The sequence below is a fragment of the Amycolatopsis sp. PS_44_ISF1 genome (assembly GCF_032335455.1).
GTDB lineage: Bacteria > Actinomycetota > Actinomycetes > Mycobacteriales > Pseudonocardiaceae > Amycolatopsis.
On sequence record NZ_JANUXO010000009.1, the window covers coordinates 1 to 23,425 of the forward strand.

Below are 23,425 nucleotides of genomic sequence, written 5' to 3' on the forward strand. Positions count from 1 at the left end.
CGTGCGCGCCCTCCAGGCGCCGTAGCGGCTCACCGCTCGGTCCAATCGGTGTTCTTGGGCGTGACCTGCGAGCGCGCGCTCTCCACGGCGGGGACGGCAAGGAGCAGGGCGAGGGGCCCGGTGATCGCGGTGACCGCTGATCCGGCGACCAGGCCGACGGTGACGGCGAGCGCGGCGAGGGCGAGGAGGGTGGTGTAAACGCGACGCCGAAGGGGCTCGTGGGCGGGGTCGTAGAAGCGGCGGATCGTGTCGACGATGTCCGAGAGGGGAAGCATCGTGCTCCTTCCGATGGTCAGATGGCGGGGACGTCCGCGCTGGGCGGGGCGGCGTCGGTAATCAGGCCGGCCGCCGCTTCGGCCTTCTGGCGGGCCTCGGCCTCGCGGACGCGGGCTTCCTCTTGGAGCGCGGCGAGCTGGTCGACGACGGGTGCGGTGACCTGCTGGGCCTCGAAGGTCATGAGGGTGGTGGTGACCCAGTGCTTGAGCACCGCGCGGACGGCGGCGTCGTCGTCGAGGTCCGCGGTGATCGTCGGGTAGGTCCCCCGCATCGCGGCGATGATGCGGGGGACCAGCACGGCCGGGACCAGGAGCCCAGCGACGGGGACAGGGGCGGTGGGGTCGGTCATGCTGCTGGCCACGGGGCCGCTCCGTTCTCGGTCCAGGCTGCGCGGTGAAGGTCGTCCTGCTCGGCGGGTGTCAGCTCGCCGGCGAGGAGCGCGTCCCACCGGTCGTCCTCGACGTCGGCTTCTCGCCGCGCCCAGCCGAGTCCGCGGAGGCCGCGCGGGAGGTCCTCGTCGCCGATCTCGCGCGTCTGCATGAGGACGCGCTGGGTTTCGGGGTCGAGTGCCAGAAAGACGTGTGGCACGGTGGCTCCTTCTCGGTTATTGCGTGTACCAGATCCGGAGTCGGCAATCGGAGAACTTGCCGTAGTAGGCGTAGTTCGAGCCGTTCCCGGGGCCGAGCGTGACGACGGTGGCGCGGCCGTTGTAGTTGTCGTTGTTCGTGCCGCGAAAGAACGGGAACCAGTCCGACGGGACGGTGACGGTCTTGCCGCCGGGCTTCGGGTAGCCGCCGACGTACCAGTCCCCGCGGAACTTATACGGACTCGGGCCGACGCCCCGCTGGTCGGAGATGTTCAGAATGGCCGTGCCGCCGTTGCTGTAGTACCAGTGCGTCGAGTACAGGTAGACGTCAACGCGGTCGACGGTGCCGGTGATGGTCGGCAGGTTGAACCAGAACTGCCCGCGGCCGTCTCCGTTGTAGCCGGAGGGGTCCATGCCCTGGATCACCTCGGAGACGTCGGTCCGGAGGGAGCCGTTGCCGCGGTAGGTAGCGCGGCCCGCGGGCGCCAGGTCTGCGTAGTACTGCTGGACCGGGGCGCCGGAGGGCGGGGCGGGCGGTCCTCCGTAGAGCGTCCCGCCTGCCTGGGTGAAGACACCCGTTGCGCCGGAGCCGGCCGGGCCGAGGTCGGTGACGACGAGGTTGATGGTCTGCGAGGCGAGGACGTAGATGTCGGAGTCCGAGGTGGAGCCGCCGCGCTCAACGGTGAGGAGCAGGCGGTGCCGGCCGGTCGTCTCGGCGATGAACTCGGCGTTGCCGCCGAAGGTGAGGAACGTGTTCCCGGCCGGGGAGGTCGTCCACCAGACCTCTTCGCTCGGGGTGGTGATCGTGGGTGCCGGACAGGTCTCCGGGTCGCTCTCCGGCGCGTGGGTGCGCAGGAGGTTCCAGCGGCTCTCCGTGATGGAGAGCGAGGACTTCCAGCCGGCGCGGAAGTTGAACTGGTAGCGGCGGCCCTTGCGGAGCCGGACGGAGACCTCGGCGACGCCGACGCGGCTCCGGATCGGGCCCAGGTCGGCGGACAGGCGGCCCTCGAAGTAGCCCGGCGAGGCGGAGGCGACGTCGCCGAGGAGATCCGACAGCGAGCGGCCCTGGATCACGGCGTCGCCGGTCACGTTCAGGCCGGTGAAGTTGCCCTGACCGGTGTCGTCGACCGACGCGACGAGGTTGCCTGTGGTGTCGACGACCGCGAAGTAGTCGTTAGTGGACGTGCCGAGGCGGATGACCTCGTCAGTGCTGCCGTCGTCGGGGTCCTGGCGGTAGACGCGGAAGCCGTCGGAGGCCATCTCGGCGTGCGTGCCGAACTGGGGACCGGCGATGATCTTCTGGCCGGCCGAGATTTCGCCCGCGACGAGCTTGCCGACGTTGAGGCCGGCGATGGCGTCATCGCCGAGGGCGCCGTCCACCCACGTCGCGGAGTCGTCGTCCCAGTGGACCGGTTTGTTGCCGTGGTCAGTCTGAAACCACAGGTCTCCGGTGATGAGCTTGTCGGCGGCCTTGGTCGGCGCGGCGGAGTCCGTGCGCCAGAACACTTTGTTCTTGCCGTTGGCCGCGATGACCTCGGTGTAGGTCGGGGCCTGCTCGGGCGTCTCGGTGGCGGTGATGGACGGCGCAGAGCGGCTGTCGGCCGTCGAGACGGCGACGAACACGACGGTCCACGGCGTGGCCGGGAGGATGAGGTGGGCGGTCCCGGCGCCGATGAGGTCGAGCCGGTGGGTCGCTTCGCTCGGCGTGTAAACGGAGTAGGCCGAGGCGTGGACTTCGAGGCGGTGGAAGTCGTTGGGCTTGTCGACCCCGCCGAAGAAAGTTCCGTCCCAGGTGATGGCGAGGCCCCCGATGGTCGGCTCGAGGATGGGCGCCGAGGGCGTCGGGGGCGGCGGGCCGTTGACGGTGAGGAAGCCGGTCGTGCCGTCGGGGAGCTGGCCGACCGTGCCGCGGAGGTTGCCGTCGGTGTCATAGACAGCGATGGCCCCGCCCTCGATGGAGCGGTTGGACGCCTGGGAGCCGCGGGAGAGCGAGGAGACCTGGCGCTGGAGGTCGGCGAGCTGCCGGGCGAGTTGCTTCGCAGGGTCGGTGGCGGGCAAGGGGTCAGCCTCCGTAGCGGAAGTGGTCGGAGCGGGTGACGTCGAGGGACGCGGTGCTGCCGTCGCCGGTGAGCGACCATGCGGTGATCCGCACCCACATCTCCACCTCGCCCAGCCAGGGAAGCTCTGCCCGGACGAGGATGTCGTCCCCGGCCTGCCACGAACCGATCGGCGCGTGGGGGTGGTCGATGACGTCGAGCTTGGTGATGCGGAGCGCGGCTTTGCGGTAGGCCAGCTCGTCGGCGATGAGCGCGTCCATGCGCGCGGCGTCGGTGACGGCCTTGTCGGCGTAGACCGAGATGCGGCGGAGCCGTCCGTCACGGAGACCGGTCTCGCGTCGGATCATCGCGCGGCCTTCTCCGGCGCCGAGGCCGAGGATGGTGTTGGCGAACTCGTCTCCGTTGGACTCGACGGACAGGACGTTGGTGACGTTCTCGCCCTCGGCGAAGACGAGGTCGTCGCGGCGCCGGCCGATGCGGGGGTATCCCAGCTCGACTTCGTGGACCACGGCCTCCCGGTCCGGCGACCAGTAGTGCTTTTCGATGTAGTCGAACGGGGTTTGCTTGGCCAGGTTGTCGAGTTCCTCGCCGCAATTCGGGTGCTCCCACCAGAGCAGGGCGTAGGGCTCGGCGTCGTGGTGCTCGGTGCGCTTGGAGCCGTCGGGCTCGGTGGCGGTCTCGTCATGGGCGGCGGTGCCCAGCCGGGCGGATGTCGAGGCGGCGCCGGTCACGATTACGCGGAGGTCGGAGTCCGGGAAGGACTGGACGTGGCGCCACAGCTCGCGGACGACGTCGGCGGGGTCGACTCCGATCTTCGAGTACTCGCCCTGGTAGGTGATCGCGTGCGGGTAGGTGGTGAATCCGGCGCACTCGATGCGCCACGCCTCGCCCTCGAACGAGCTGGAGACGACGATGCCGCCCCACCGGATCTCGCCGCCGGACTCCGCGTAGATCAGCGTTCCCCACTCCTCCAGGAGGAGCCGGCCGTCGTCGGTGCGGAGGCCCCCGACGTCCGGAGAGACCGTGCCGGACAGCGAGCCCGGCCCGGAGAGCGTCCACTCCAAGGAGGACAGAGTGATCGGGACGTCCCAGTCCAGCCATTCGCCCGTCGTAGCGCGCTGGGCGAGGAAGGTCCAGGCGCTCATCGCTCAGACCACCTGCTCGCGGAAGCGGATGTCGAAAGCGATCTGTTCGCCGTCGCCGAACCACAACTGGCCGGTGTTTTGAGGCCAGGTACGACGGGAGTTGACCTTGAGGGTCTGGGTGCTCCCCTGGTAGCCGCGGACGTCGAACTCGCCGTAGGCGAAGTGGTTGATCTTCTCGGTGAAGCCGACGGGCGTACCCGGGTTGCCGTTGTAGTCCAGGTAGGAGATGGCGCCGAAAAGGCTGCCGAACTGGACGCGGGTGTTCACGTCGCCGGGACCCGTCGCGCCGATCCCGCTGAGGTGAACGGAGACTTGGGCGTGCGTCGCCCAGCTCGGGACGGCGACCGCCAGCGTGTTCAGAGGCCAGGTGCGCCAGTCCGCGTCAGTGACACGGATGTATTCGGCTCCGCCGCCGGTGGCGTTGATGCCGGCCTGGACGTCGTAGTCGGCCCATGAGCGCGGCCGGGCCAGCTTGCGGAGATCTTTGATCATGCCAGTGGTGACGGTGCCGGTGTTGGCCGGGATATCGATGCGGGCGAGCGGGATTCCGCTCTGGCCGGATGGCATCGTGGTTGTCGTCGGCGCGACGTTCGGGATGATGCGAGTGAAGACGTAAGGCCCGACGGTCGGGTCCCCCGGGTTGGCCCAGGGCTCGCCCGGCATGTTCGGGTCCTCGATGCGTGCGACGACGAGGTCCGAGCGGCCGGAGCCGGAGCCGGTCGCCGAGATGGAGACGACGTCCTGCGAGGGGTTGCGGCTGATGTAGGTCTGCTGGGAACCGCCGGCGGCGCGGTTGAGCGCGAAGCACGCGCCGGAGAGCACGCGCACGGAGGAGCCGGGAACGTCGAGCGGGACGACCTTGAGGTCTCCGGGCGTGACGACACCCTCCGCCGCGGAGGTGGCGGCGTACGCCAGGAGGCGGGCGATTTCCGGCGAGTGGTGAGCGCCTCCGCCGACGAACCAGGGGACGGAATCCCACATGAGGAAGTTCTCCTTGGAAGACAGGTCGCCCCCCTGGACCCGGCGCAAGACGAGGGGGCGCCAGGCCCAGGGGGCCGAGTTCGGGGCCTACCGGATAGATCTGCGAGGCGGTTGCCTCGGCGGCGTTCTGGCGTCAATGGCCTCTTGACACCTGAACGGCTACGGCGAGATCTCGGTGGGCGAATTAGAGAGAGGCGTACGTGGAGCGCCAGGAGAGCCTCACGCGCGCGGTCCCCGTCTGGTCGAGGCCCTTGAGCCCGACCTCGTAGGAGCCGGGTGCAAGGGCCGCCTTCGACAGGCGGGTCCCGCGGAGAGAGCCGGCGACGTTGGCCGTTCCGTTGCGCATGGCCGAGCGGGCCCAGGGCCGGGTGTCGATGGTGACCGTCTCGTCGTACTGCAAGGCCACGCGGGCCTCGAACTGGATGCTCACCCCGGCCGCGCCGACGACGGTGACGACGGGGTTGGTCACCGGGCCGAGGACCTCGACGACCGGCCAGACCGGCATCTCCGACCTGACCGTGACGGCCTGGGAGCGGTCGGAGTTCATCGTCGTCGACAGGGGCGCCGCGAGCGGAGCCATGAGGCCGCCGCCGAGCGGCGGAACGATGCCGAACTGGATGGACTCCTCTTCGGGCGCGTAGAAGAGGTCGTCGACCGCGGCGAAGTCCGCCGTGGCCGTGACGAAGCCGTTTACACGCACGTCCGCATAGTTCGGCGCGAAGCGGCGCGGCCGTCCGAACGTGACACGCTCCCGGCCCGCGTAGCGGGCGTGCAACTCGGCTACCGCGCCGGGAGTCAGGCGGATCGCGTCCGCGCGCCACGCGGTGGTGAGGGTCGCGGCGGCCTCGCGGGCTTCTTTCTCGGTCCGGCCGCGGATGCCGAGGTCGAAAGCGATCGTTCGGCCTGTGCGGAAGTCGATGCCGAACGCCCGGCCGTCGGTTCGCGGCCGATCGACGTCGGCGACGCGGATGTCCACGTCGCCGACGTCGGGGGTGGTCCGGTTGAAGGTCGGGAGGTCCGGCGTGCCGAAGGTGAAGTCCAGGCCGGGGTACATCAACTTCCATTGTCCATCGATCACCGGAGCGCACCTCCCCGCTTGATCCGCCGGAGCTGAAACATCGCTTCCTCCATCTGGTCGCGGACGCTCGCGCCCTCGCCCACCTGGAGGACGAGGTCCCCACCGATGAGCGGGGCGTCTCCGCCGCCGCCCTTGGCGATCTTGCGCAGCGTGGCGAACTCGTCGTTCGTCAGGACTGCTTCCGGCTTGCCGGAGAGGTTGATGCCGAGATCCCCGTGGCCGAGGATGCCGCCGGAGTCGTAGAGCTTCGGCAGGACACCGCCGAGGGCGTACCCGAGGTAACCGCCTCCGCCGGAGCGCCGACCGCCGGAGATCAGCATTCCCACGCCGTAGCGCCGGAGTGCGTAGTTGACACCGGCGTAGATGTTGGCAAGCGGGTCGAGGATGCCGCGGCCGGTGAACGGCCCTGCGTGCGCGGCGAACGTGCTGGGAATGGTCTGCATGAGGCCCTGCGACGGGTGGCCGGCCTTCGCGTTGCTGTCCCACAAGTTCACGGCTGACGGGTTGCCGCCGGACTCCATCTGGATCATGTGGAGGATGCCGTTGATCGCGTCTGGGGTGACGCCGAGCATCGCGACGACCTGGGCGACCACTCCGCGCCAGCGTTCGGCGCCAGCTCCGGCGCCGGGTGCGGCCGAGGTGCCGAGGAGGCTCTTGACCTTGTCCCAGACCTTCGAGCCGACCTGCTTGACCATCCCCGTCAGCATTGTGGCCCAGTGGCCCTTGCCGAAGCCCTTGCCGCCGTTGATGGCGTCGATGACGTCGGTGACCACGCCGTGGCCGGGGATGACGCTGATGACCGAGTCGAGCCAGCCGGGGAGGTTGATGATGCCGCCGTCGGCGTGGGACTGCGATATTCCCAGCGCTGTCGCGACACCGTTTACACCGCCGGTGCGCGCGGCCTTGTTCAGCTCCTCGATGCCGCCCGCGCCGAGGGCTCGGGTGAACTCGGGCCGCATGATGGCTTCCCCGCCGCTGAGGTTGAGGATGCCGCCCGTCGGGGAGAAGAACCGGTGAACGTCTCGGCCGGGCGTGTAGCCGGGCAGGACCCCGCCGGTTGCGTACGCGTGCGCGCGGCCGAGGTTCTGGGGGACCACGGCCCCGGTTGCTGCGTCGAGCCGGAACGCTTCCAGGTCGTCGCCGCCCCAGAGGTTGTTGATCCAGTTCCACAGCTTGCGGAGGCCGTTGTTCCACACGAAGTCGACGACCCACTGGACGGGTGTCATGAGCTTCGACTTCATTCCGTCCCAGACGCGGCCGATCCAGTCGACGGCGGTCGTGAAGCTGTTCTTGATCGTCTCGACCGCGCGGCCGAACCAATCGAAGACCGGCGAAAGGATGTTGGTCCAGGCCCACTTCATGCCGTCGAACAGCGCAGACCAGGCCGTACCGATCGCGGAAAAAATGGGCTGGAGAATGGTCCGCCAGAGCCAGCCGGCCGCTGCGGCGACGCCGTCCCAGACCGGCTTGAGGATGTTCTCCCAAGCCCAATCGAGCCCGGCCATGAGCGCGCGCCACTCCAGGCCGATTGCGGTGAAGATCGGTAGCAGGATGTTCGACCAAAGCCACTGTGCCGCAACGGTTATCGCGTCCCAGACTGGCTTGAGGATGTTGTCCCACGCCCACTGGAGCGCGGTCATCAGGAGTTGCCACTGGAGGCCGATGATCGCAAAGACCGGCTGGAGAACGTTGTTCCAAAGCAACTGAGCGGCCGTCGAGATGGCATCCCAGACCGGCTTGAGGATGTTCTCCCACGCCCACTCCATAGCGACGGTGAGCGCCTTCCAGGCCAGCATGAGCGGGCCGAAGACGACGACCATGAGGAAGATCGCGAGACCCTGGGCGACCTTGCCCAGCACCGTGAAAACGGGCTGGAGGATGTTCTCCCAGGCCCACTGGATGCCGGTGGCGACGGCGTCCCAGGCCACCTTGAGCGCCGACCAGACCGGCGAGAGGACGTTGTTCCACAGCCAGCCTGCGGCGTCGCCGACGGCCTTGAAAGCGCCCTGCACGATGCCGCGGAAGGTGTCGGAGGTCTGGTAGGCGGTGATGAGCGCGCCGACGATCAGCGCGATGATGCCGATGATCTTGACGATCGGATTGGCGTTCATTGCGGCGTTGAAGAGCCACTGGACGGCGGTCCACGCCTTCTGGATGCCGGCGGCGATCTTCATCGAGCTGATCCACTTGCCGATGAACTGGAGCAGGCCCCCGGCCTCCTGGGCCTTCATGGCCACGGTGTGGGCGAGCATCGCGGCACGGAGCACGCCATAGCCCGCGGCGAGCGCAATGACGGCGCCCTTGTGCTGGTTGAGAAAGCCGGTGATCTGGACCAGTACCGGGAGGAGAAGCTTGAAAGTCTCCCAGACGAGGCGGGCCGAGCCGCCGAGACCCGCCCCGAGGATAGGGCCAAGCTGGGTGGCGATACTCCAGAGATTTTGGAAGACCTCCCTCGCCTGGGCGATGACCGGGAGAAGTTGCTCTGCGGCGGCGCGGAAGATCGCAACCTTGTCTCCGGTGTTGCCGAAGATGTTGTCGAGGACCTCGCCGATTCCCTGGGCGTCTTGGTCGGCGATCGCGCCTACGAGGTTCGGGACCTGCTCGACGAGGACCTTCGACTTTGCGGCGAACGCAGCGAGACCGGCGTCCATGATGGGGGCGGCGCCGTCCATCGCGGCCTTGATGGCAGGGACGAGCGGCTGGACGGCCTCGGCGAGGTTGAGCTGGACGGTGTCCTTGAGCGTGGAGAACAGGCCGGAGAGCGACTGGCTCTGCTTCTCCATGAGGCCGTTGAAACGCTCCAGGCCCTTCCCGGACTCCAGAGCGGCCATGAGCTGCTCAAGCTCCTTGCGGCCCAGCTTGCCGTTCTGGGCCATCCCGGCAAGCTCCTCCTTTGTCTTGCCGGTGGCGCCGGCCAGGAGGTCGAAGACGGGGATGCCCGCGTCGCGGAGCTGATTGAGGTCTTCCGCCGTGATGCGTCCGGCGGCGTTCATCTGCTGGAGGGCGACCGTGGCGCGCTTGACACCTTCGGAGCCAGTGCCCATGCCGGAGGTGACGTTGCCCAGCGTGGTCATGATCGGGATGACCTTGCTCGCGTCGATCCCGATGGAGATGAGGGAGGAGGCTGCCGTCTGGAGTTCGGGGAACTCGAACGGCGTCTTCGCGGCAAATGCCTGGAGTTCGCGGAGGAACTTGTCGGCCTTCTGCGCGGAGCCCAGCATGGTCTCGAAGCCAATGCGGGCGGTCTCCATGTTGGCGGCCGTTTTGAGGCCAAGGCCGCCGGCCGCGGCGAAGAGCGGCGCCGATGGGCACTGCGGCCATCTTTGCGAGGCTGCCGATTCGGGACAGTGCACCGGAAATGCCGGACTTGGCCGCGCCTTCGAAGCCGGTGGTGTCCGGCCGGATGCGGACGTAGGCGTCGCCGAGGATGGAGCCCGTGGACAAGGGGAACGCCTCCTCTCGCGGAGGTGGAAGGGGAGGCGGGGTCAGCCGCCGAAGATGCGGGTGAGGCGTTCGATCTCGCGGTGGCGCGCACTGCGGTCGAGCGGCGTCTTGTCGACGGGACGCGACTTCTCGTAGACCTCGTCGATGGTCTTTCGGCGGCCCTCGTCCTCGCGGACGATGCCCTCCAGAAAGGCGAGGAAGTGGCGGGCGTCGAGATCCAGAACGGAGTCTGGGCCGCCGACCCGGGCGGTGAGGCCGAGCATCACTGCTCGTGCCTCGACCTCGTGCCACGAGTCGACGGCCCAGCCGACGAGGGTCTGGATCACCTGGTAGGGCGGCCCAGCGTCTTTTCGAGGATGTCCTGGAGGACGGCGAAAAGGACGGTCTCGTCGTCGGCCGCGGTCTCGGAGCGGTAGACGGCCCGCTTGAAGCGTGCGTACTCCTCGCCCAGGGTCAGCTCGAAGAACTCCGCCAGCACGGCCATCGCGGCCGGGTCACCGGAGCCGGTACGTGCCAGCTCGGAGATGAGCAGGGTGTTCGGCTTGCGGGCGATGGTGAACTCCTCGCCCTCAAAGCTCGTGGTCCCGAAGCCCGCGTCCTTCTTTTCGGCGATCGCGACGTCTGCGGCGGTCTTGCGCTGGGTGGCCATCAGTGATCATTCCTCGTCTTTTTTTGTTGGAGCCTCAGGGAAAGCGGTCAGGGCTTGGTCGGTGCAGTCACACCGGAGCCGCCGTCGCGGGAGTCGTCGTAGAAGGCGTAGAACGGCGAGCCGCCGAGCGCGGGCTTCTCCAGCCGGAACTCGACCGGGACGGTCGCCTTGTCGGCGCCCTTCTTGCGGGCCATCGAGACGGAGCCGCCCTGGAAGACCTGCGGGTAGACCCAGCGCTCTTCGCCATCCTCCGAGTCGAAGACCAGGACCCGGCGGACTTCGGAGCCCGGCTCAGGCGGCTCGTACTTCACGGCGCCGGACTGAGTCCGGGTGACCGTGCCGCCGTTGAAGGCGAGGGTCAGGTTCCGGACGGTGTTCTCCGCCATCGCGAACGTGACGGTCCCGTTGCGGCCGGTCGTGCGGTAGAAGACCGGGTCGAGCTCGGCGACCTCCACCGGGTCGGACGAGAGTTCGTAGGAGAACTCCGAGCCCTCCTCGGTGTAGCCGATCGGCTTGAACGCGGGATCGAGCGCAGTGCCAAGGTCGGCCGGTAGCGCCGTGCCGAGCGGGGCGGCGTACAGGCGGCCAGGCCCCAGGGACAGGGCACCAGCGTTGCCGGTGGGCGTGGTCAAGGTGGGTACCTCCGATGGAGAGATCCCGGTGGCGTGGCCGCCGGAGTGGAAAGGGGTCAGCCGTCGGGCTGGAGCGCGGGGCGCAGATGAGGCCGCGCGGCGTGGTTCTGGGTGCCGACCTCCCACCACCAGAGGTAGAAGCCTGGGTGGTGCTTGGCGTAGCCGACATCGACGTAGACGCCCTCGTCGTCTTCGCCGGGGACGGAGACGATGGCGGTGATGGCGTCGCCGTCGGTGGAGGACGGGACCGCGGAGCGTGCGTTCGCGCGGGCGCGGTCGCGGATCTCCATGCCTACGGCGTCGAGGAACTGGCGTGTCTGCGTGTGGCGGAGAAGCTCGTCGAGAGCCTGGGCGTGGAGGCGGAAGCCTTCGCTCACGCCTCCTTGGCGGCCCCCTTGACCGCGGCCGGGCCGGTCTGCCGCGCGGCGGCGACCTTGTCCTGGGCCGAGAGGTTCTCGACCGCGGATGCCGGGACCTCCTGGCCGGCCAGATAGGCCAGCACGCCCGGGGCGGCGTAGATGTCGGTCTTGGCGGTGTAGCGCGTGTCGCTCATGACGGGGTAGCTCCAGAAAGTCGAATGCCGACGGTCACGAGGAACCGCGGGAGATCCGTCTCGGGATCAGGGGAGGGGGTGGGGTCGGCGGCGATCCAGCGCCCGTAGACGAGCGTGTCGCCGACGAGCTGGCGCTTGGCGCTGGGCCACTCGTTCCGCAGAGCCCAGGCGAGGGAACCGGCGATGAACTCGTCCTCGGCCCAGACCTCGACTTGGAAAAGCGGCGTGGCCTCCTGCGGAGTCGGCCCCTCGCGGTCGCTGACCTTGGTGATGCGGAGGGCCGGAAGGGTCGAGTCGAGCTGGGTGGAGACCCGGCCGCCGACCGGGGCCAGGCAGGGAAGCTCGCCGAGGAGCGTGATGACGGCAGGATCGGGGTAAGGGACGGTCACGGGCTCACCGGTCCGCCTCGGCGAGCTTCCCTGCCTGGCCCCGGTCGGCGGCCGGGTCTCCACCCAGCTCGACTCGACCCTTCCGGCCCTCCGCATCACCAAGGTCAGCGACCGCGAGGGGCCGACTCCGCAGGAGGCCACGCCGCTTTTCCAAGTCGAGGTCTGGGCCGAGGACGAGTTCATCGCCGGTTCCCTCGCCTGGGCTCTGCGGAACGAGTGGCCCAGCGCCAAGCGCCAGCTCGTCGGCGACACGCTCGTCTACGGGCGCTGGATCGCCGCCGACCCCACCCCCTCCCCTGATCCCGAGACGGATCTCCCGCGGTTCCCGAGAACCTCTCGGCCCAGGACAAGGTCGCCGCCGCGCGGCAGACCGGCCCGGCCGCGGTCAAGGGGGCCGCCAAGGAGGCGTGAGCGAAGGCTTCCGCCTCCACGCCCAGGCTCTCGACGAGCTTCTCCGCCACACGCAGACACGCCAGTTCCTCGACGCCGTAGGCATGGAGATCCGCGACCGCGCCCGCGCGAACGCACGCTCCGCGGTCCCGTCCTCCACCGACGGCGACGCCATCACCGCCATCGTCTCCGTCCCCGGCGAAGACGACGAGGGCGTCTACGTCGATGTCGGCTACGCCAAGCACCACCCAGGCTTCTACCTCTGGTGGTGGGAGGTCGGCACCCAGAACCACGCCGCGCGGCCTCATCTGCGCCCCGCGCTCCAGCCCGACGGCTGACCCCTTTCCACTCCGGCGGCCACGCCACCGGGATCTCTCCATCGGAGGTACCCACCTTGACCACGCCCACCGGCAACGCTGGTGCCCTGTCCCTGGGGCCTGGCCGCCTGTACGCCGCCCCGCTCGGCACGGCGCTACCGGCCGACCTTGGCACTGCGCTCGATCCCGCGTTCAAGCCGATCGGCTACACCGAGGAGGGCTCGGAGTTCTCCTACGAACTCTCGTCCGACCCGGTGGAGGTCGCCGAGTCGCTCGACCCGGTCTTCTACCGCACGACCGGCCGCAACGGGACCGTCACGTTCGCGATGGCGGAGAACACCGTCCGGAACCTGACCCTCGCCTTCAACGGCGGCACGGTCACCCGGACTCAGTCCGGCGCCGTGAAGTACGAGCCGCCTGAGCCGGGCTCCGAAGTCCGCCGGGTCCTGGTCTTCGACTCGGAGGATGGCGAAGAGCGCTGGGTCTACCCGCAGGTCTTCCAGGGCGGCTCCGTCTCGATGGCCCGCAAGAAGGGCGCCGACAAGGCGACCGTCCCGGTCGAGTTCCGGCTGGAGAAGCCCGCGCTCGGCGGCTCGCCGTTCTACGCCTTCTACGACGACTCCCGCGACGGCGGCTCCGGTGTGACTGCACCGACCAAGCCCTGACCGCTTTCCCTGAGGCTCCAACAAAAAAAGACGAGGAATGATCACTGATGGCCACCCAGCGCAAGACCGCCGCAGACGTCGCGATCGCCGAAAAGAAGGACGCGGGCTTCGGGACCACGAGCTTTGAGGGCGAGGAGTTCACCATCGCCCGCAAGCCGAACACCCTGCTCATCTCCGAGCTGGCACGTACCGGCTCCGGTGACCCGGCCGCGATGGCCGTGCTGGCGGAGTTCTTCGAGCTGACCCTGGGCGAGGAGTACGCACGCTTCAAGCGGGCCGTCTACCGCTCCGAGACCGCGGCCGACGACGAGACCGTCCTTTTCGCCGTCCTCCAGGACATCCTCGAAAAGACGCTGGGCCGCCCTACCAGGTGATCCAGACCCTCGTCGGCTGGGCCGTCGACTCGTGGCACGAGGTCGAGGCACGAGCAGTGATGCTCGGCCTCACCGCCCGGGTCGGCGGCCCAGACTCCGTTCTGGATCTCGACGCCCGCCACTTCCTCGCCTTTCTGGAGGGCATCGTCCGCGAGGACGAGGGCCGCCGAAAGACCATCGACGAGGTCTACGAGAAGTCGCGTCCCGTCGACAAGACGCCGCTCGACCGCAGTGCGCGCCACCGCGAGATCGAACGCCTCACCCGCATCTTCGGCGGCTGACCCCGCCTCCCCTTCCACCTCCGCGAGAGGAGGCGTTCCCCTTGTCCACGGGCTCCATCCTCGGCGACGCCTACGTCCGCATCCGGCCGGACACCACCGGCTTCGAAGGCGCGGCCAAGTCCGGCATTTCCGGTGCACTGTCCCGAATCGGCAGCCTCGCAAAGATGGCCGCAGTGCCCATCGGCGCCGCTCTTCGCCGCGGCCGGCGGCCTTGGCCTCAAAACGGCCGCCAACATGGAGACCGCCCGCATTGGCTTCGAGACCATGCTGGGCTCCGCGCAGAAGGCCGACAAGTTCCTCCGCGAACTCCAGGCATTTGCCGCGAAGACGCCGTTCGAGTTCCCCGAACTCCAGACGGCAGCCTCCTCCCTCATCTCCATCGGGATCGACGCGAGCAAGGTCATCCCGATCATGACCACGCTGGGCAACGTCACCTCCGGCATGGGCACTGGCTCCGAAGGTGTCAAGCGCGCCACGGTCGCCCTCCAGCAGATGAACGCCGCCGGACGCATCACGGCGGAAGACCTCAATCAGCTCCGCGACGCGGGCATCCCCGTCTTCGACCTCCTGGCCGGCGCCACCGGCAAGACAAAGGAGGAGCTTGCCGGGATGGCCCAGAACGGCAAGCTGGGCCGCAAGGAGCTTGAGCAGCTCATGGCCGCTCTGGAGTCCGGGAAGGGCCTGGAGCGTTTCAACGGCCTCATGGAGAAGCAGAGCCAGTCGCTCTCCGGCCTGTTCTCCACGCTCAAGGACACCGTCCAGCTCAACCTCGCCGAGGCCGTCCAGCCGCTCGTCCCTGCCATCAAGGCCGCGATGGACGGCGCCGCCCCCATCATGGACGCCGGTCTCGCTGCGTTCGCCGCAAAGTCGAAGGTCCTCGTCGAGCAGGTCCCGAACCTCGTAGGCGCGATCGCCGACCAAGACGCCCAGGGAATCGGCGAGGTCCTCGACAACATCTTCGGCAACACCGGAGACAAGGTTGCGATCTTCCGCGCCGCCGCAGAGCAACTTCTCCCGGTCATCGCCCAGGCGAGGGAGGTCTTCCAAAATCTCTGGAGTATCGCCACCCAGCTTGGCCCTATCCTCGGGGCGGGTCTCGGCGGCTCGGCCCGCCTCGTCTGGGAGACTTTCAAGCTTCTCCTCCCGGTACTGGTCCAGATCACCGGCTTTCTCAACCAGCACAAGGGCGCCGTCATTGCGCTCGCCGCGGGCTATGGCGTGCTCCGTGCCGCGATGCTCGCCCACACCGTGGCCATGAAGGCCCAGGAGGCCGGGGGCCTGCTCCAGTTCATCGGCAAGTGGATCAGCTCGATGAAGATCGCCGCCGGCATCCAGAAGGCGTGGACCGCCGTCCAGTGGCTCTTCAACGCCGCAATGAACGCCAATCCGATCGTCAAGATCATCGGCATCATCGCGCTGATCGTCGGCGCGCTCATCACCGCCTACCAGACCTCCGACACCTTCCGCGGCATCGTGCAGGGCGCTTTCAAGGCCGTCGGCGACGCCGCAGGCTGGCTGTGGAACAACGTCCTCTCGCCGGTCTGGTCGGCGCTCAAGGTGGCCTGGGACGCCGTCGCCACCGGCATCCAGTGGGCCTGGGAGAACATCCTCCAGCCCGTTTTCACGGTGCTGGGCAAGGTCGCCCAGGGTCTCGCGATCTTCCTCATGGTCGTCGTCTTCGGCCCGCTCATGCTGGCCTGGAAGGCGCTCACCGTCGCTATGGAGTGGGCGTGGGAGAACATCCTCAAGCCGGTCTGGGATGCCATCTCGACGGCCGCTCAGTTGCTTTGGAACAACGTTCTCCAGCCGGTCTTTGCGATCATCGGCCTCCAGTGGCAACTCCTGATGACCGCGCTCCAGTGGGCGTGGGACAACATCCTCAAGCCAGTCTGGGACGCGATAACCGTTGCGGCACAGTGGCTTTGGTCGAACATCCTGCTACCGATCTTCACCGCAATCGGCCTGGAGTGGCGCGCGCTCATGGCCGGGCTCGATTGGGCTTGGGAGAACATCCTCAAGCCGGTCTGGGACGGCGTCGCCGCAGCGGCCGGCTGGCTCTGGCGGACCATTCTCCAGCCCATTTTTTCCGCGATCGGTACGGCCTGGTCTGCGCTGTTCGACGGCATGAAGTGGGCCTGGACCAACATCCTTTCGCCGGTCTTCGATTGGTTCGGCCGCGCGGTCGAGACGATCAAGAACAGCTTCACGACCGCCGTCGACTGGATCGGCCGCGTCTGGGACGGAATGAAGTCGAAGCTCATGACACCCGTCCAGTGGGTCGTCGACTTCGTGTGGAACAACGGCCTCCGCAAGCTGTGGAACTGGATCAACAACCTCTGGGGCGGCGACGACCTGGAAGCGTTCCGGCTCGACGCAGCAACCGGGGCCGTGGTCCCCCAGAACCTCGGCCGCGCGCACGCGTACGCAACCGGCGGGGTCCTGCCCGGCTACACGCCCGGCCGAGACGTTCACCGGTTCTTCTCCCCGACGGGCGGCATCCTCAACCTCAGCGGCGGGGAAGCCATCATGCGGCCCGAGTTCACCCGAGCCCTCGGCGCGGGCGGCATCGAGGAGCTGAACAAGGCCGCGCGCACCGGCGGTGTAAACGGTGTCGCGACAGCGCTGGGAATATCGCAGTCCCACGCCGACGGCGGCATCATCAACCTCCCCGGCTGGCTCGACTCGGTCATCAGCGTCATCCCCGGCCACGGCGTGGTCACCGACGTCATCGACGCCATCAACGGCGGCAAGGGCTTCGGCAAGGGCCACTGGGCCACAATGCTGACGGGGATGGTCAAGCAGGTCGGCTCGAAGGTCTGGGACAAGGTCAAGAGCCTCCTCGGCACCTCGGCCGCACCCGGCGCCGGAGCTGGCGCCGAACGCTGGCGCGGAGTGGTCGCCCAGGTCGTCGCGATGCTCGGCGTCACCCCAGACGCGATCAACGGCATCCTCCACATGATCCAGATGGAGTCCGGCGGCAACCCGTCAGCCGTGAACTTGTGGGACAGCAACGCGAAGGCCGGCCACCCGTCGCAGGGCCTCATGCAGACCATTCCCAGCACGTTCGCCGCGCACGCAGGGCCGTTCACCGGCCGCGGCATCCTCGACCCGCTTGCCAACATCTACGCCGGTGTCAACTACGCACTCCGGCGCTACGGCGTGGGAATGCTGATCTCCGGCGGTCGGCGCTCCGGCGGAGGCGGTTACCTCGGGTACGCCCTCGGCGGTGTCCTGCCGAAGCTCTACGACTCCGGCGGCATCCTCGGCCACGGGGATCTCGGCATCAACCTCTCCGGCAAGCCGGAAGCAGTCCTGACGAACGACGAGTTCGCCACGCTGCGCAAGATCGCCAAGGGCGGCGGCGGAGACGCCCCGCTCATCGGTGGGGACCTCGTCCTCCAGGTGGGCGAGGGCGCGAGCGTCCGCGACCAGATGGAGGAAGCGATGTTTCAGCTCCGGCGGATCAAGCGGGGAGGTGCGCTCCGGTGATCGATGGACAATGGAAGTTGATGTACCCCGGCCTGGACTTCACCTTCGGCACGCCGGACCTCCCGACCTTCAACCGGACCACCCCCGACGTCGGCGACGTGGACATCCGCGTCGCCGACGTCGATCGGCCGCGAACCGACGGCCGGGCGTTCGGCATCGACTTCCGCACAGGCCGAACGATCGCTTTCGACCTCGGCATCCGCGGCCGGACCGAGAAAGAAGCCCGCGAGGCCGCCGCGACCCTCACCACCGCGTGGCGCGCGGACGCGATCCGCCTGACTCCCGGCGCGGTAGCCGAGTTGCACGCCCGCTACGCGGGCCGGGAGCGTGTCACGTTCGGACGGCCGCGCCGCTTCGCGCCGAACTATGCGGACGTGCGTGTAAACGGCTTCGTCACGGCCACGGCGGACTTCGCCGCGGTCGACGACCTCTTCTACGCGCCCGAAGAGGAGTCCATCCAGTTCGGCATCGTTCCGCCGCTCGGCGGCGGCCTCATGGCTCCGCTCGCGGCGCCCCTGTCGACGACGATGAACTCCGACCGCTCCCAGGCCGTCACGGTCAGGTCGGAGATGCCGGTCTGGCCGGTCGTCGAGGTCCTCGGCCCGGTGACCAACCCCGTCGTCACCGTCGTCGGCGCGGCCGGGGTGAGCATCCAGTTCGAGGCCCGCGTGGCCTTGCAGTACGACGAGACGGTCACCATCGACACCCGGCCCTGGGCCCGCTCGGCCATGCGCAACGGAACGGCCAACGTCGCCGGCTCTCTCCGCGGGACCCGCCTGTCGAAGGCGGCCCTTGCACCCGGCTCCTACGAGGTCGGGCTCAAGGGCCTCGACCAGACGGGGACCGCGCGCGTGAGGCTCTCCTGGCGCTCCACGTACGCCTCTCTCTAATTCGCCCACCGAGATCTCGCCGTAGCCGTTCAGGTGTCAAGAGGCCATTGACGCCAGAACGCCGCCGAGGCAACCGCCTCGCAGATCTATCCGGTAGGCCCCGAACTCGGCCCCCTGGGCCTGGCGCCCCCTCGTCTTGCGCCGGGTCCAGGGGGGCGACCTGTCTTCCAAGGAGAACTTCCTCATGTGGGATTCCGTCCCCTGGTTCGTCGGCGGAGGCGCTCACCACTCGCCGGAAATCGCCCGCCTCCTGGCGTACGCCGCCACCTCCGCGGCGGAGGGTGTCGTCACGCCCGGAGACCTCAAGGTCGTCCCGCTCGACGTTCCCGGCTCCTCCGTGCGCGTGCTCTCCGGCGCGTGCTTCGCGCTCAACCGCGCCGCCGGCGGTTCCCAGCAGACCTACATCAGCCGCAACCCCTCGCAGGACGTCGTCTCCATCTCGGCGACCGGCTCCGGCTCCGGCCGCTCGGACCTCGTCGTCGCACGCATCGAGGACCCGAACATGCCGGGCGAGCCCTGGGCCAACCCGGGGGACCCGACCGTCGGGCCTTACGTCTTCACTCGCATCATCCCGAACGTCGCGCCGACGACAACCACGATGCCATCCGGCCAGAGCGGAATCCCGCTCGCCCGCATCGATATCCCGGCCAACACCGGCACCGTCACCACTGGCATGATCAAAGATCTCCGCAAGCTGGCCCGGCCGCGCTCATGGGCCGACTACGACGTCCAGGCCGGCATCAACGCCACCGGCGGCGGAGCCGAATACATCCGTGTCACTGACGCGGACTGGCGCACCTGGCCTCTGAACACGCTGGCGGTCGCCGTCCCGAGCTGGGCGACGCACGCCCAAGTCTCCGTTCACCTCAGCGGGATCGGCGCGACGGGTCCCGGCGACGTGAACACCCGCGTCCAGTTCGGCAGCCTTTTCGGCGCCATCTCCTACCTGGACTACAACGGCAACCCGGGTACGCCCGTCGGCTTCACCGAGAAGATCAACCACTTCGCCTACGGCGAGTTCGACGTCCGCGGCTACCAGGGGAGCACCCAGACCCTCAAGGTCAACTCCCGTCGTACCTGGCCTCAAAACACCGGCCAGTTGTGGTTCGGCGACGGCGAACAGATCGCTTTCGACATCCGCTTCCGCGAGCAGGTGGTCTGAGCGATGAGCGCCTGGACCTTCCTCGCCCAGCGCGCTACGACGGGCGAATGGCTGGACTGGGACGTCCCGATCACTCTGTCCTCCTTGGAGTGGACGCTCTCCGGGCCGGGCTCGCTGTCCGGCACGGTCTCTCCGGACGTCGGGGGCCTCCGCACCGACGACGGCCGGCTCCTCCTGGAGGAGTGGGGAACGCTGATCTACGCGGAGTCCGGCGGCGAGATCCGGTGGGGCGGCATCGTCGTCTCCAGCTCGTTCGAGGGCGAGGCGTGGCGCATCGAGTGCGCCGGATTCACCACCTACCCGCACGCGATCACCTACCAGGGCGAGTACTCGAAGATCGGAGTCGACCCCGCCGACGTCGTCCGCGAGCTGTGGCGCCACGTCCAGTCCTTCCCGGACTCCGACCTCCGCGTAATCGTGACCGGCGCCGCCTCGACATCCGCCCGGCTGGGCACCGCCGCCCATGACGAGACCGCCACCGAGCCCGACGGCTCCAAGCGCACCGAGCACCACGACGCCGAGCCCTACGCCCTGCTCTGGTGGGAGCACCCGAATTGCGGCGAGGAACTCGACAACCTGGCCAAGCAAACCCCGTTCGACTACATCGAAAAGCACTACTGGTCGCCGGACCGGGAGGCCGTGGTCCACGAAGTCGAGCTGGGATACCCCCGCATCGGCCGGCGCCGCGACGACCTCGTCTTCGCCGAGGGCGAGAACGTCACCAACGTCCTGTCCGTCGAGTCCAACGGAGACGAGTTCGCCAACACCATCCTCGGCCTCGGCGCCGGAGAAGGCCGCGCGATGATCCGACGCGAGACCGGTCTCCGTGACGGACGGCTCCGCCGCATCTCGGTCTACGCCGACAAGGCCGTCACCGACGCCGCGCGCATGGACGCGCTCATCGCCGACGAGCTGGCCTACCGCAAAGCCGCGCTCCGCATCACCAAGCTCGACGTCATCGACCACCCCCACGCGCCGATCGGTTCGTGGCAGGCCGGGGACGACATCCTCGTCCGGGCAGAGCTTCCCTGGCTGGGCGAGGTGGAGATGTGGGTGCGGATCACCGCATGGTCGCTCACCGGCGACGGCAGCACCGCGTCCCTCGACGTCACCCGCTCCGACCACTTCCGCTACGGAGGCTGACCCCTTGCCCGCCACCGACCCTGCGAAGCAACTCGCCCGGCAGCTCGCCGACCTCCAGCGCCAGGTCTCCTCGCTCTCCCGCGGCTCCCAGGCGTCCAACCGCTCCATCGAGGGCGGGGCCATCGCTGTCTATGACACCGACGGCAACCTCCGCGGCACGGTCGGCCAGCTCCCCGACGGCACGACCGGCTTCCTCACCGTCAACGGCCCGCCGCCCCCGACGCCCTCGGCGCCCATCCTCGAGCCGACCATCGGGGGCCTCGCCATCACCTGGGACGGAACTTTCTTCGGCGGGGTCGACAAGCCCAACGACTTCCACCGCCTCGAAGTCCACGCCTCGGCCTACTCCGTTTACACGCCGAGCGAAGCGACCCACCGGCTCGACCTCATCGGCGCCGGGACCGCCCACCTCATCCTCCCGGCCACGCCGTGGACCGTCGTGTTCGTCGCCGTCTCGACGGCCGACAGCCGCTCTGCGCCGTCCATCACCGCCACCGAGACGCCCGAGCAGGCCCCGACCTACACCGAGGTCATCGCGGCCAACGGCAAGAACAAAGTGTTCTGGCGCACGGACTCCGCCGCGCCGACCAAGGCCGCCGACAAGCTCATCACCGGAGACCTGTGGTTTCAGACTGACCACGGCAACAAACCGGTCCACTGGGACGACGACTCCGCGACGTGGGTGGACGGCGCCCTCGGCGATGACGCCATCGCCGGCCTCAACGTCGGCAAGCTCGTCGCGGGCGAAATCTCGGCCGGCCAGAAGATCATCGCCGGTCCCCAGTTCGGCACGCACGCCGAGATGGCCTCCGACGGCTTCCGCGTCTACCGCCAGGACCCCGACGACGGCAGCACTGACGAGGTCATCCGCCTCGGCACGTCCACTAACGACTACTTCGCGGTCGTCGACACCACAGGCAACCTCGTCGCGTCGGTCGACGACACCGGTCAGGGCAACTTCACCGGCCTGAACGTGACCGGCGACGCCGTGATCCAGGGCCGCTCGCTGTCGGATCTCCTCGGCGACGTCGCCTCCGCCTCGCCGGGCTACTTCGAGGGCCGCCTGTCCGCCGACCTGGGCCCGATCCGGAGCCGCGTCGGCGTCGCCGAGGTCTCCGTCCGGCTCCGCAAGGGCCGCCGCTACCAGTTCAACTTCCGCGCCGGCTGGAAGTCCTCGCTCTCCATCACGGAGAGCCGCTGGAACCTCCTGCGCACCCACGCGCCGGAGAGCGACCCGGAGACCTGTCCGGCACCCACGATCACCACCCCGAGCGAAGAGGTCTGGTGGACGACCTCCCCGGCCGGGAACACGTTCCTCACCTTCGGCGGCAACGCCGAGTTCATCGCCGAGACGACCGGCCGGCACCGCCTGCTCCTCACCGTTGAGCGCGGCGGCTCCACCTCGGACTCCGACATCTACGTCCTCGCCTCGCAGACCATCAACCTCGTCGTCACCGACCTCGGCCCGGCCGGCTCCGGCGCAACGGGTGTCTTCACCCAGGCAGGCGGGACGCTCTACGGAGGACCGCCCGCCCCGCCCTCCGGCGCCCCGGTCCAGCAGTACTACGCAGACCTGGCGCCCGCGGGCCGCGCTACCTACCGCGGCAACGGCTCCCTCCGGACCGACGTCTCCGAGGTGATCCAGGGCATGGACCCCTCCGGCTACAACGGAGACGGCCGCGGGCAGTTCTGGTTCAACCTGCCGACCATCACCGGCACCGTCGACCGCGTTGACGTCTACCTGTACTCGACGCACTGGTACTACAGCAACGGCGGCACGGCCATTCTGAACATCTCCGACCAGCGGGGCGTCGGCCCGAGTCCGTATAAGTTCCGCGGGGACTGGTACGTCGGCGGCTACCCGAAGCCCGGCGGCAAGACCGTCACCGTCCCGTCGGACTGGTTCCCGTTCTTTCGCGGCACGAACAACGACAACTACAACGGCCGCGCCACCGTCGTCACGCTCGGCCCCGGGAACGGCTCGAACTACGCCTACTACGGCAAGTTCTCCGATTGCCGACTCCGGATCTGGTACACGCAATAACCGAGAAGGAGCCACCGTGCCACACGTCTTTCTGGCACTCGACCCCGAAACCCAGCGCGTCCTCATGCAGACGCGCGAGATCGGCGACGAGGACCTCCCGCGCGGCCTCCGCGGACTCGGCTGGGCGCGGCGAGAAGCCGACGTCGAGGACGACCGGTGGGACGCGCTCCTCGCCGGCGAGCTGACACCCGCCGAGCAGGACGACCTTCACCGCGCAGCCTGGACCGAGAACGGAGCGGCCCCGTGGCCAGCAGCATGACCGACCCCACCGCCCCTGTCCCCGTCGCTGGGCTCCTGGTCCCGGCCGTGCTGGTCCCCCGCATCATCGCCGCGATGCGGGGGACCTACCCGACGATCACCGCGGACCTCGACGACGACGCCGCCGTCCGCGCGGTGCTCAAGCACTGGGTCACCACCACCCTCATGACCTTCGAGGCCCAGCAGGTCACCGCACCCGTCGTCGACCAGCTCGCCGCGCTCCAAGAGGAAGCCCGCGTCCGCGAGGCCGAGGCCCGCCAGAAGGCCGAAGCGGCGGCCGGCCTGATTACCGACGCCGCCCCGCCCAGCGCGGACGTCCCCGCCATCTGACCATCGGAAGGAGCACGATGCTTCCCCTCTCGGACATCGTCGACACGATCCGCCGCTTCTACGACCCCGCCCACGAGCCCCTTCGGCGTCGCGTTTACACCACCCTCCTCGCCCTCGCCGCGCTCGCCGTCACCGTCGGCCTGGTCGCCGGATCAGCGGTCACCGCGATCACCGGGCCCCTCGCCCTGCTCCTTGCCGTCCCCGCCGTGGAGAGCGCGCGCTCGCAGGTCACGCCCAAGAACACCGATTGGACCGAGCGGTGAGCCGCTACGGCGCCTGGAGGGCGCGCACG

26 protein-coding genes are annotated in these 23,425 nt (G+C 68.8%); 12 read left to right on the top strand and 14 right to left on the bottom strand.

Annotated features, from left to right (window positions below):
* Positions 1–29: 29 nt before the first annotated feature.
* The 14 genes from NYF13_RS35995 to NYF13_RS36060 all read right to left on the bottom strand — a co-directional run bounded on the left by NYF13_RS35995 (position 30) and on the right by NYF13_RS36060 (position 11,790).
* Positions 30–275, bottom strand: a complete 246-nt coding sequence (locus NYF13_RS35995) for a hypothetical protein (RefSeq protein ID WP_315661905.1) — start codon at positions 273–275, stop codon at positions 30–32.
* Between the two features lie 17 nt (positions 276–292).
* A complete protein-coding gene (locus NYF13_RS36000; RefSeq protein ID WP_315661904.1) occupies positions 293–637 on the bottom strand; it encodes a hypothetical protein in 345 nt (114 codons plus the stop codon).
* Positions 622–864, bottom strand: coding sequence for a hypothetical protein (locus NYF13_RS36005; RefSeq protein ID WP_315661903.1), 243 nt, complete (start codon positions 862–864; stop codon positions 622–624). The genes NYF13_RS36000 and NYF13_RS36005 overlap by 16 nt, the downstream gene beginning before the upstream one ends.
* 16 nt (positions 865–880) lie before the next feature.
* Positions 881–2,920 carry a hypothetical protein gene (locus NYF13_RS36010; protein ID WP_315661902.1) on the bottom strand — a complete coding sequence of 680 codons (2,040 nt, stop codon included), beginning with the start codon at positions 2,918–2,920 and terminating at the stop codon, positions 881–883.
* Positions 2,921–2,924: 4 nt separating this feature from the next.
* Positions 2,925–4,064: a hypothetical protein gene (locus NYF13_RS36015; protein ID WP_315661901.1), complete on the bottom strand. Its 1,140-nt coding sequence runs from the start codon at positions 4,062–4,064 to the stop codon at positions 2,925–2,927.
* A 3-nt stretch (positions 4,065–4,067) separates the two neighbouring features.
* Entirely contained in the window at positions 4,068–5,045 is a 978-nt protein-coding gene (locus NYF13_RS36020) for a hypothetical protein (protein WP_315661900.1), read from the bottom strand.
* A 184-nt stretch (positions 5,046–5,229) separates the two neighbouring features.
* Positions 5,230–6,123, bottom strand: a complete 894-nt coding sequence (locus NYF13_RS36025; RefSeq protein ID WP_315661899.1) for a hypothetical protein — start codon at positions 6,121–6,123, stop codon at positions 5,230–5,232.
* A complete protein-coding gene (locus NYF13_RS36030) occupies positions 6,120–9,476 on the bottom strand; it encodes a tape measure protein (RefSeq protein ID WP_315662583.1) in 3,357 nt (1,118 codons plus the stop codon). The genes NYF13_RS36025 and NYF13_RS36030 overlap by 4 nt, the downstream gene beginning before the upstream one ends.
* A 132-nt stretch (positions 9,477–9,608) precedes the next feature.
* Positions 9,609–9,893: a hypothetical protein gene (locus NYF13_RS36035; protein ID WP_315661897.1), complete on the bottom strand. Its 285-nt coding sequence runs from the start codon at positions 9,891–9,893 to the stop codon at positions 9,609–9,611.
* Positions 9,890–10,216 (bottom strand): hypothetical protein, encoded by a 327-nt coding sequence (locus NYF13_RS36040; protein ID WP_315661896.1) that lies wholly within the window; start codon positions 10,214–10,216, stop codon positions 9,890–9,892. The genes NYF13_RS36035 and NYF13_RS36040 overlap by 4 nt, the downstream gene beginning before the upstream one ends.
* A 47-nt stretch (positions 10,217–10,263) precedes the next feature.
* Complete coding sequence (locus NYF13_RS36045; protein ID WP_315662584.1) at positions 10,264–10,848, bottom strand: hypothetical protein; 585 nt, start codon at positions 10,846–10,848, stop codon at positions 10,264–10,266.
* A 56-nt stretch (positions 10,849–10,904) separates the two neighbouring features.
* Positions 10,905–11,225, bottom strand: a complete 321-nt coding sequence (locus tag NYF13_RS36050) for a hypothetical protein (RefSeq protein WP_315661894.1) — start codon at positions 11,223–11,225, stop codon at positions 10,905–10,907.
* Positions 11,222–11,401 (bottom strand): hypothetical protein, encoded by a 180-nt coding sequence (locus NYF13_RS36055; protein WP_315661893.1) that lies wholly within the window; start codon positions 11,399–11,401, stop codon positions 11,222–11,224. Before NYF13_RS36055 ends, NYF13_RS36050 begins: the two co-directional genes overlap by 4 nt.
* Positions 11,398–11,790 (bottom strand): hypothetical protein, encoded by a 393-nt coding sequence (locus NYF13_RS36060; protein WP_315661892.1) that lies wholly within the window; start codon positions 11,788–11,790, stop codon positions 11,398–11,400. Before NYF13_RS36060 ends, NYF13_RS36055 begins: the two co-directional genes overlap by 4 nt.
* 407 nt (positions 11,791–12,197) lie before the next feature.
* Between NYF13_RS36060 and NYF13_RS36065 the strand changes: the two genes are divergently transcribed.
* The 12 genes from NYF13_RS36065 to NYF13_RS36120 all read left to right on the top strand — a co-directional run bounded on the left by NYF13_RS36065 (position 12,198) and on the right by NYF13_RS36120 (position 23,396).
* Positions 12,198–12,518 carry a hypothetical protein gene (locus tag NYF13_RS36065; RefSeq protein ID WP_315661894.1) on the top strand — a complete coding sequence of 107 codons (321 nt, stop codon included), beginning with the start codon at positions 12,198–12,200 and terminating at the stop codon, positions 12,516–12,518.
* 56 nt (positions 12,519–12,574) lie between these two features.
* Entirely contained in the window at positions 12,575–13,162 is a 588-nt protein-coding gene (locus tag NYF13_RS36070) for a hypothetical protein (protein WP_315661895.1), read from the top strand.
* A 47-nt stretch (positions 13,163–13,209) separates the two neighbouring features.
* Positions 13,210–13,536: a hypothetical protein gene (locus NYF13_RS36075; RefSeq protein WP_315661896.1), complete on the top strand. Its 327-nt coding sequence runs from the start codon at positions 13,210–13,212 to the stop codon at positions 13,534–13,536.
* On the top strand, positions 13,533–13,817 hold the full coding sequence (locus tag NYF13_RS36080) for a hypothetical protein (RefSeq protein WP_315661897.1): 285 nt from the start codon (positions 13,533–13,535) through the stop codon (positions 13,815–13,817). The genes NYF13_RS36075 and NYF13_RS36080 overlap by 4 nt, the downstream gene beginning before the upstream one ends.
* A 132-nt stretch (positions 13,818–13,949) precedes the next feature.
* The gene (locus tag NYF13_RS36085; protein WP_315662583.1) at positions 13,950–17,306 is read left to right on the top strand and encodes a tape measure protein; all 3,357 of its coding nucleotides are present in this window, start codon (positions 13,950–13,952) and stop codon (positions 17,304–17,306) included.
* Complete coding sequence (locus tag NYF13_RS36090) at positions 17,303–18,196, top strand: hypothetical protein (RefSeq protein ID WP_315661899.1); 894 nt, start codon at positions 17,303–17,305, stop codon at positions 18,194–18,196. Before NYF13_RS36085 ends, NYF13_RS36090 begins: the two co-directional genes overlap by 4 nt.
* Positions 18,197–18,380: 184 nt before the next feature.
* Positions 18,381–19,358 carry a hypothetical protein gene (locus NYF13_RS36095; protein ID WP_315661900.1) on the top strand — a complete coding sequence of 326 codons (978 nt, stop codon included), beginning with the start codon at positions 18,381–18,383 and terminating at the stop codon, positions 19,356–19,358.
* Between the two features lie 3 nt (positions 19,359–19,361).
* Entirely contained in the window at positions 19,362–20,501 is a 1,140-nt protein-coding gene (locus NYF13_RS36100) for a hypothetical protein (protein WP_315661901.1), read from the top strand.
* Between the two features lie 4 nt (positions 20,502–20,505).
* Positions 20,506–22,545 carry a hypothetical protein gene (locus NYF13_RS36105; protein WP_315661902.1) on the top strand — a complete coding sequence of 680 codons (2,040 nt, stop codon included), beginning with the start codon at positions 20,506–20,508 and terminating at the stop codon, positions 22,543–22,545.
* A 16-nt stretch (positions 22,546–22,561) separates the two neighbouring features.
* A complete protein-coding gene (locus NYF13_RS36110) occupies positions 22,562–22,804 on the top strand; it encodes a hypothetical protein (protein ID WP_315661903.1) in 243 nt (80 codons plus the stop codon).
* Complete coding sequence (locus tag NYF13_RS36115; RefSeq protein ID WP_315661904.1) at positions 22,789–23,133, top strand: hypothetical protein; 345 nt, start codon at positions 22,789–22,791, stop codon at positions 23,131–23,133. The genes NYF13_RS36110 and NYF13_RS36115 overlap by 16 nt, the downstream gene beginning before the upstream one ends.
* 17 nt (positions 23,134–23,150) lie before the next feature.
* A complete protein-coding gene (locus NYF13_RS36120) occupies positions 23,151–23,396 on the top strand; it encodes a hypothetical protein (protein WP_315661905.1) in 246 nt (81 codons plus the stop codon).
* The last annotated feature ends 29 nt before the right edge of the window (positions 23,397–23,425 follow it).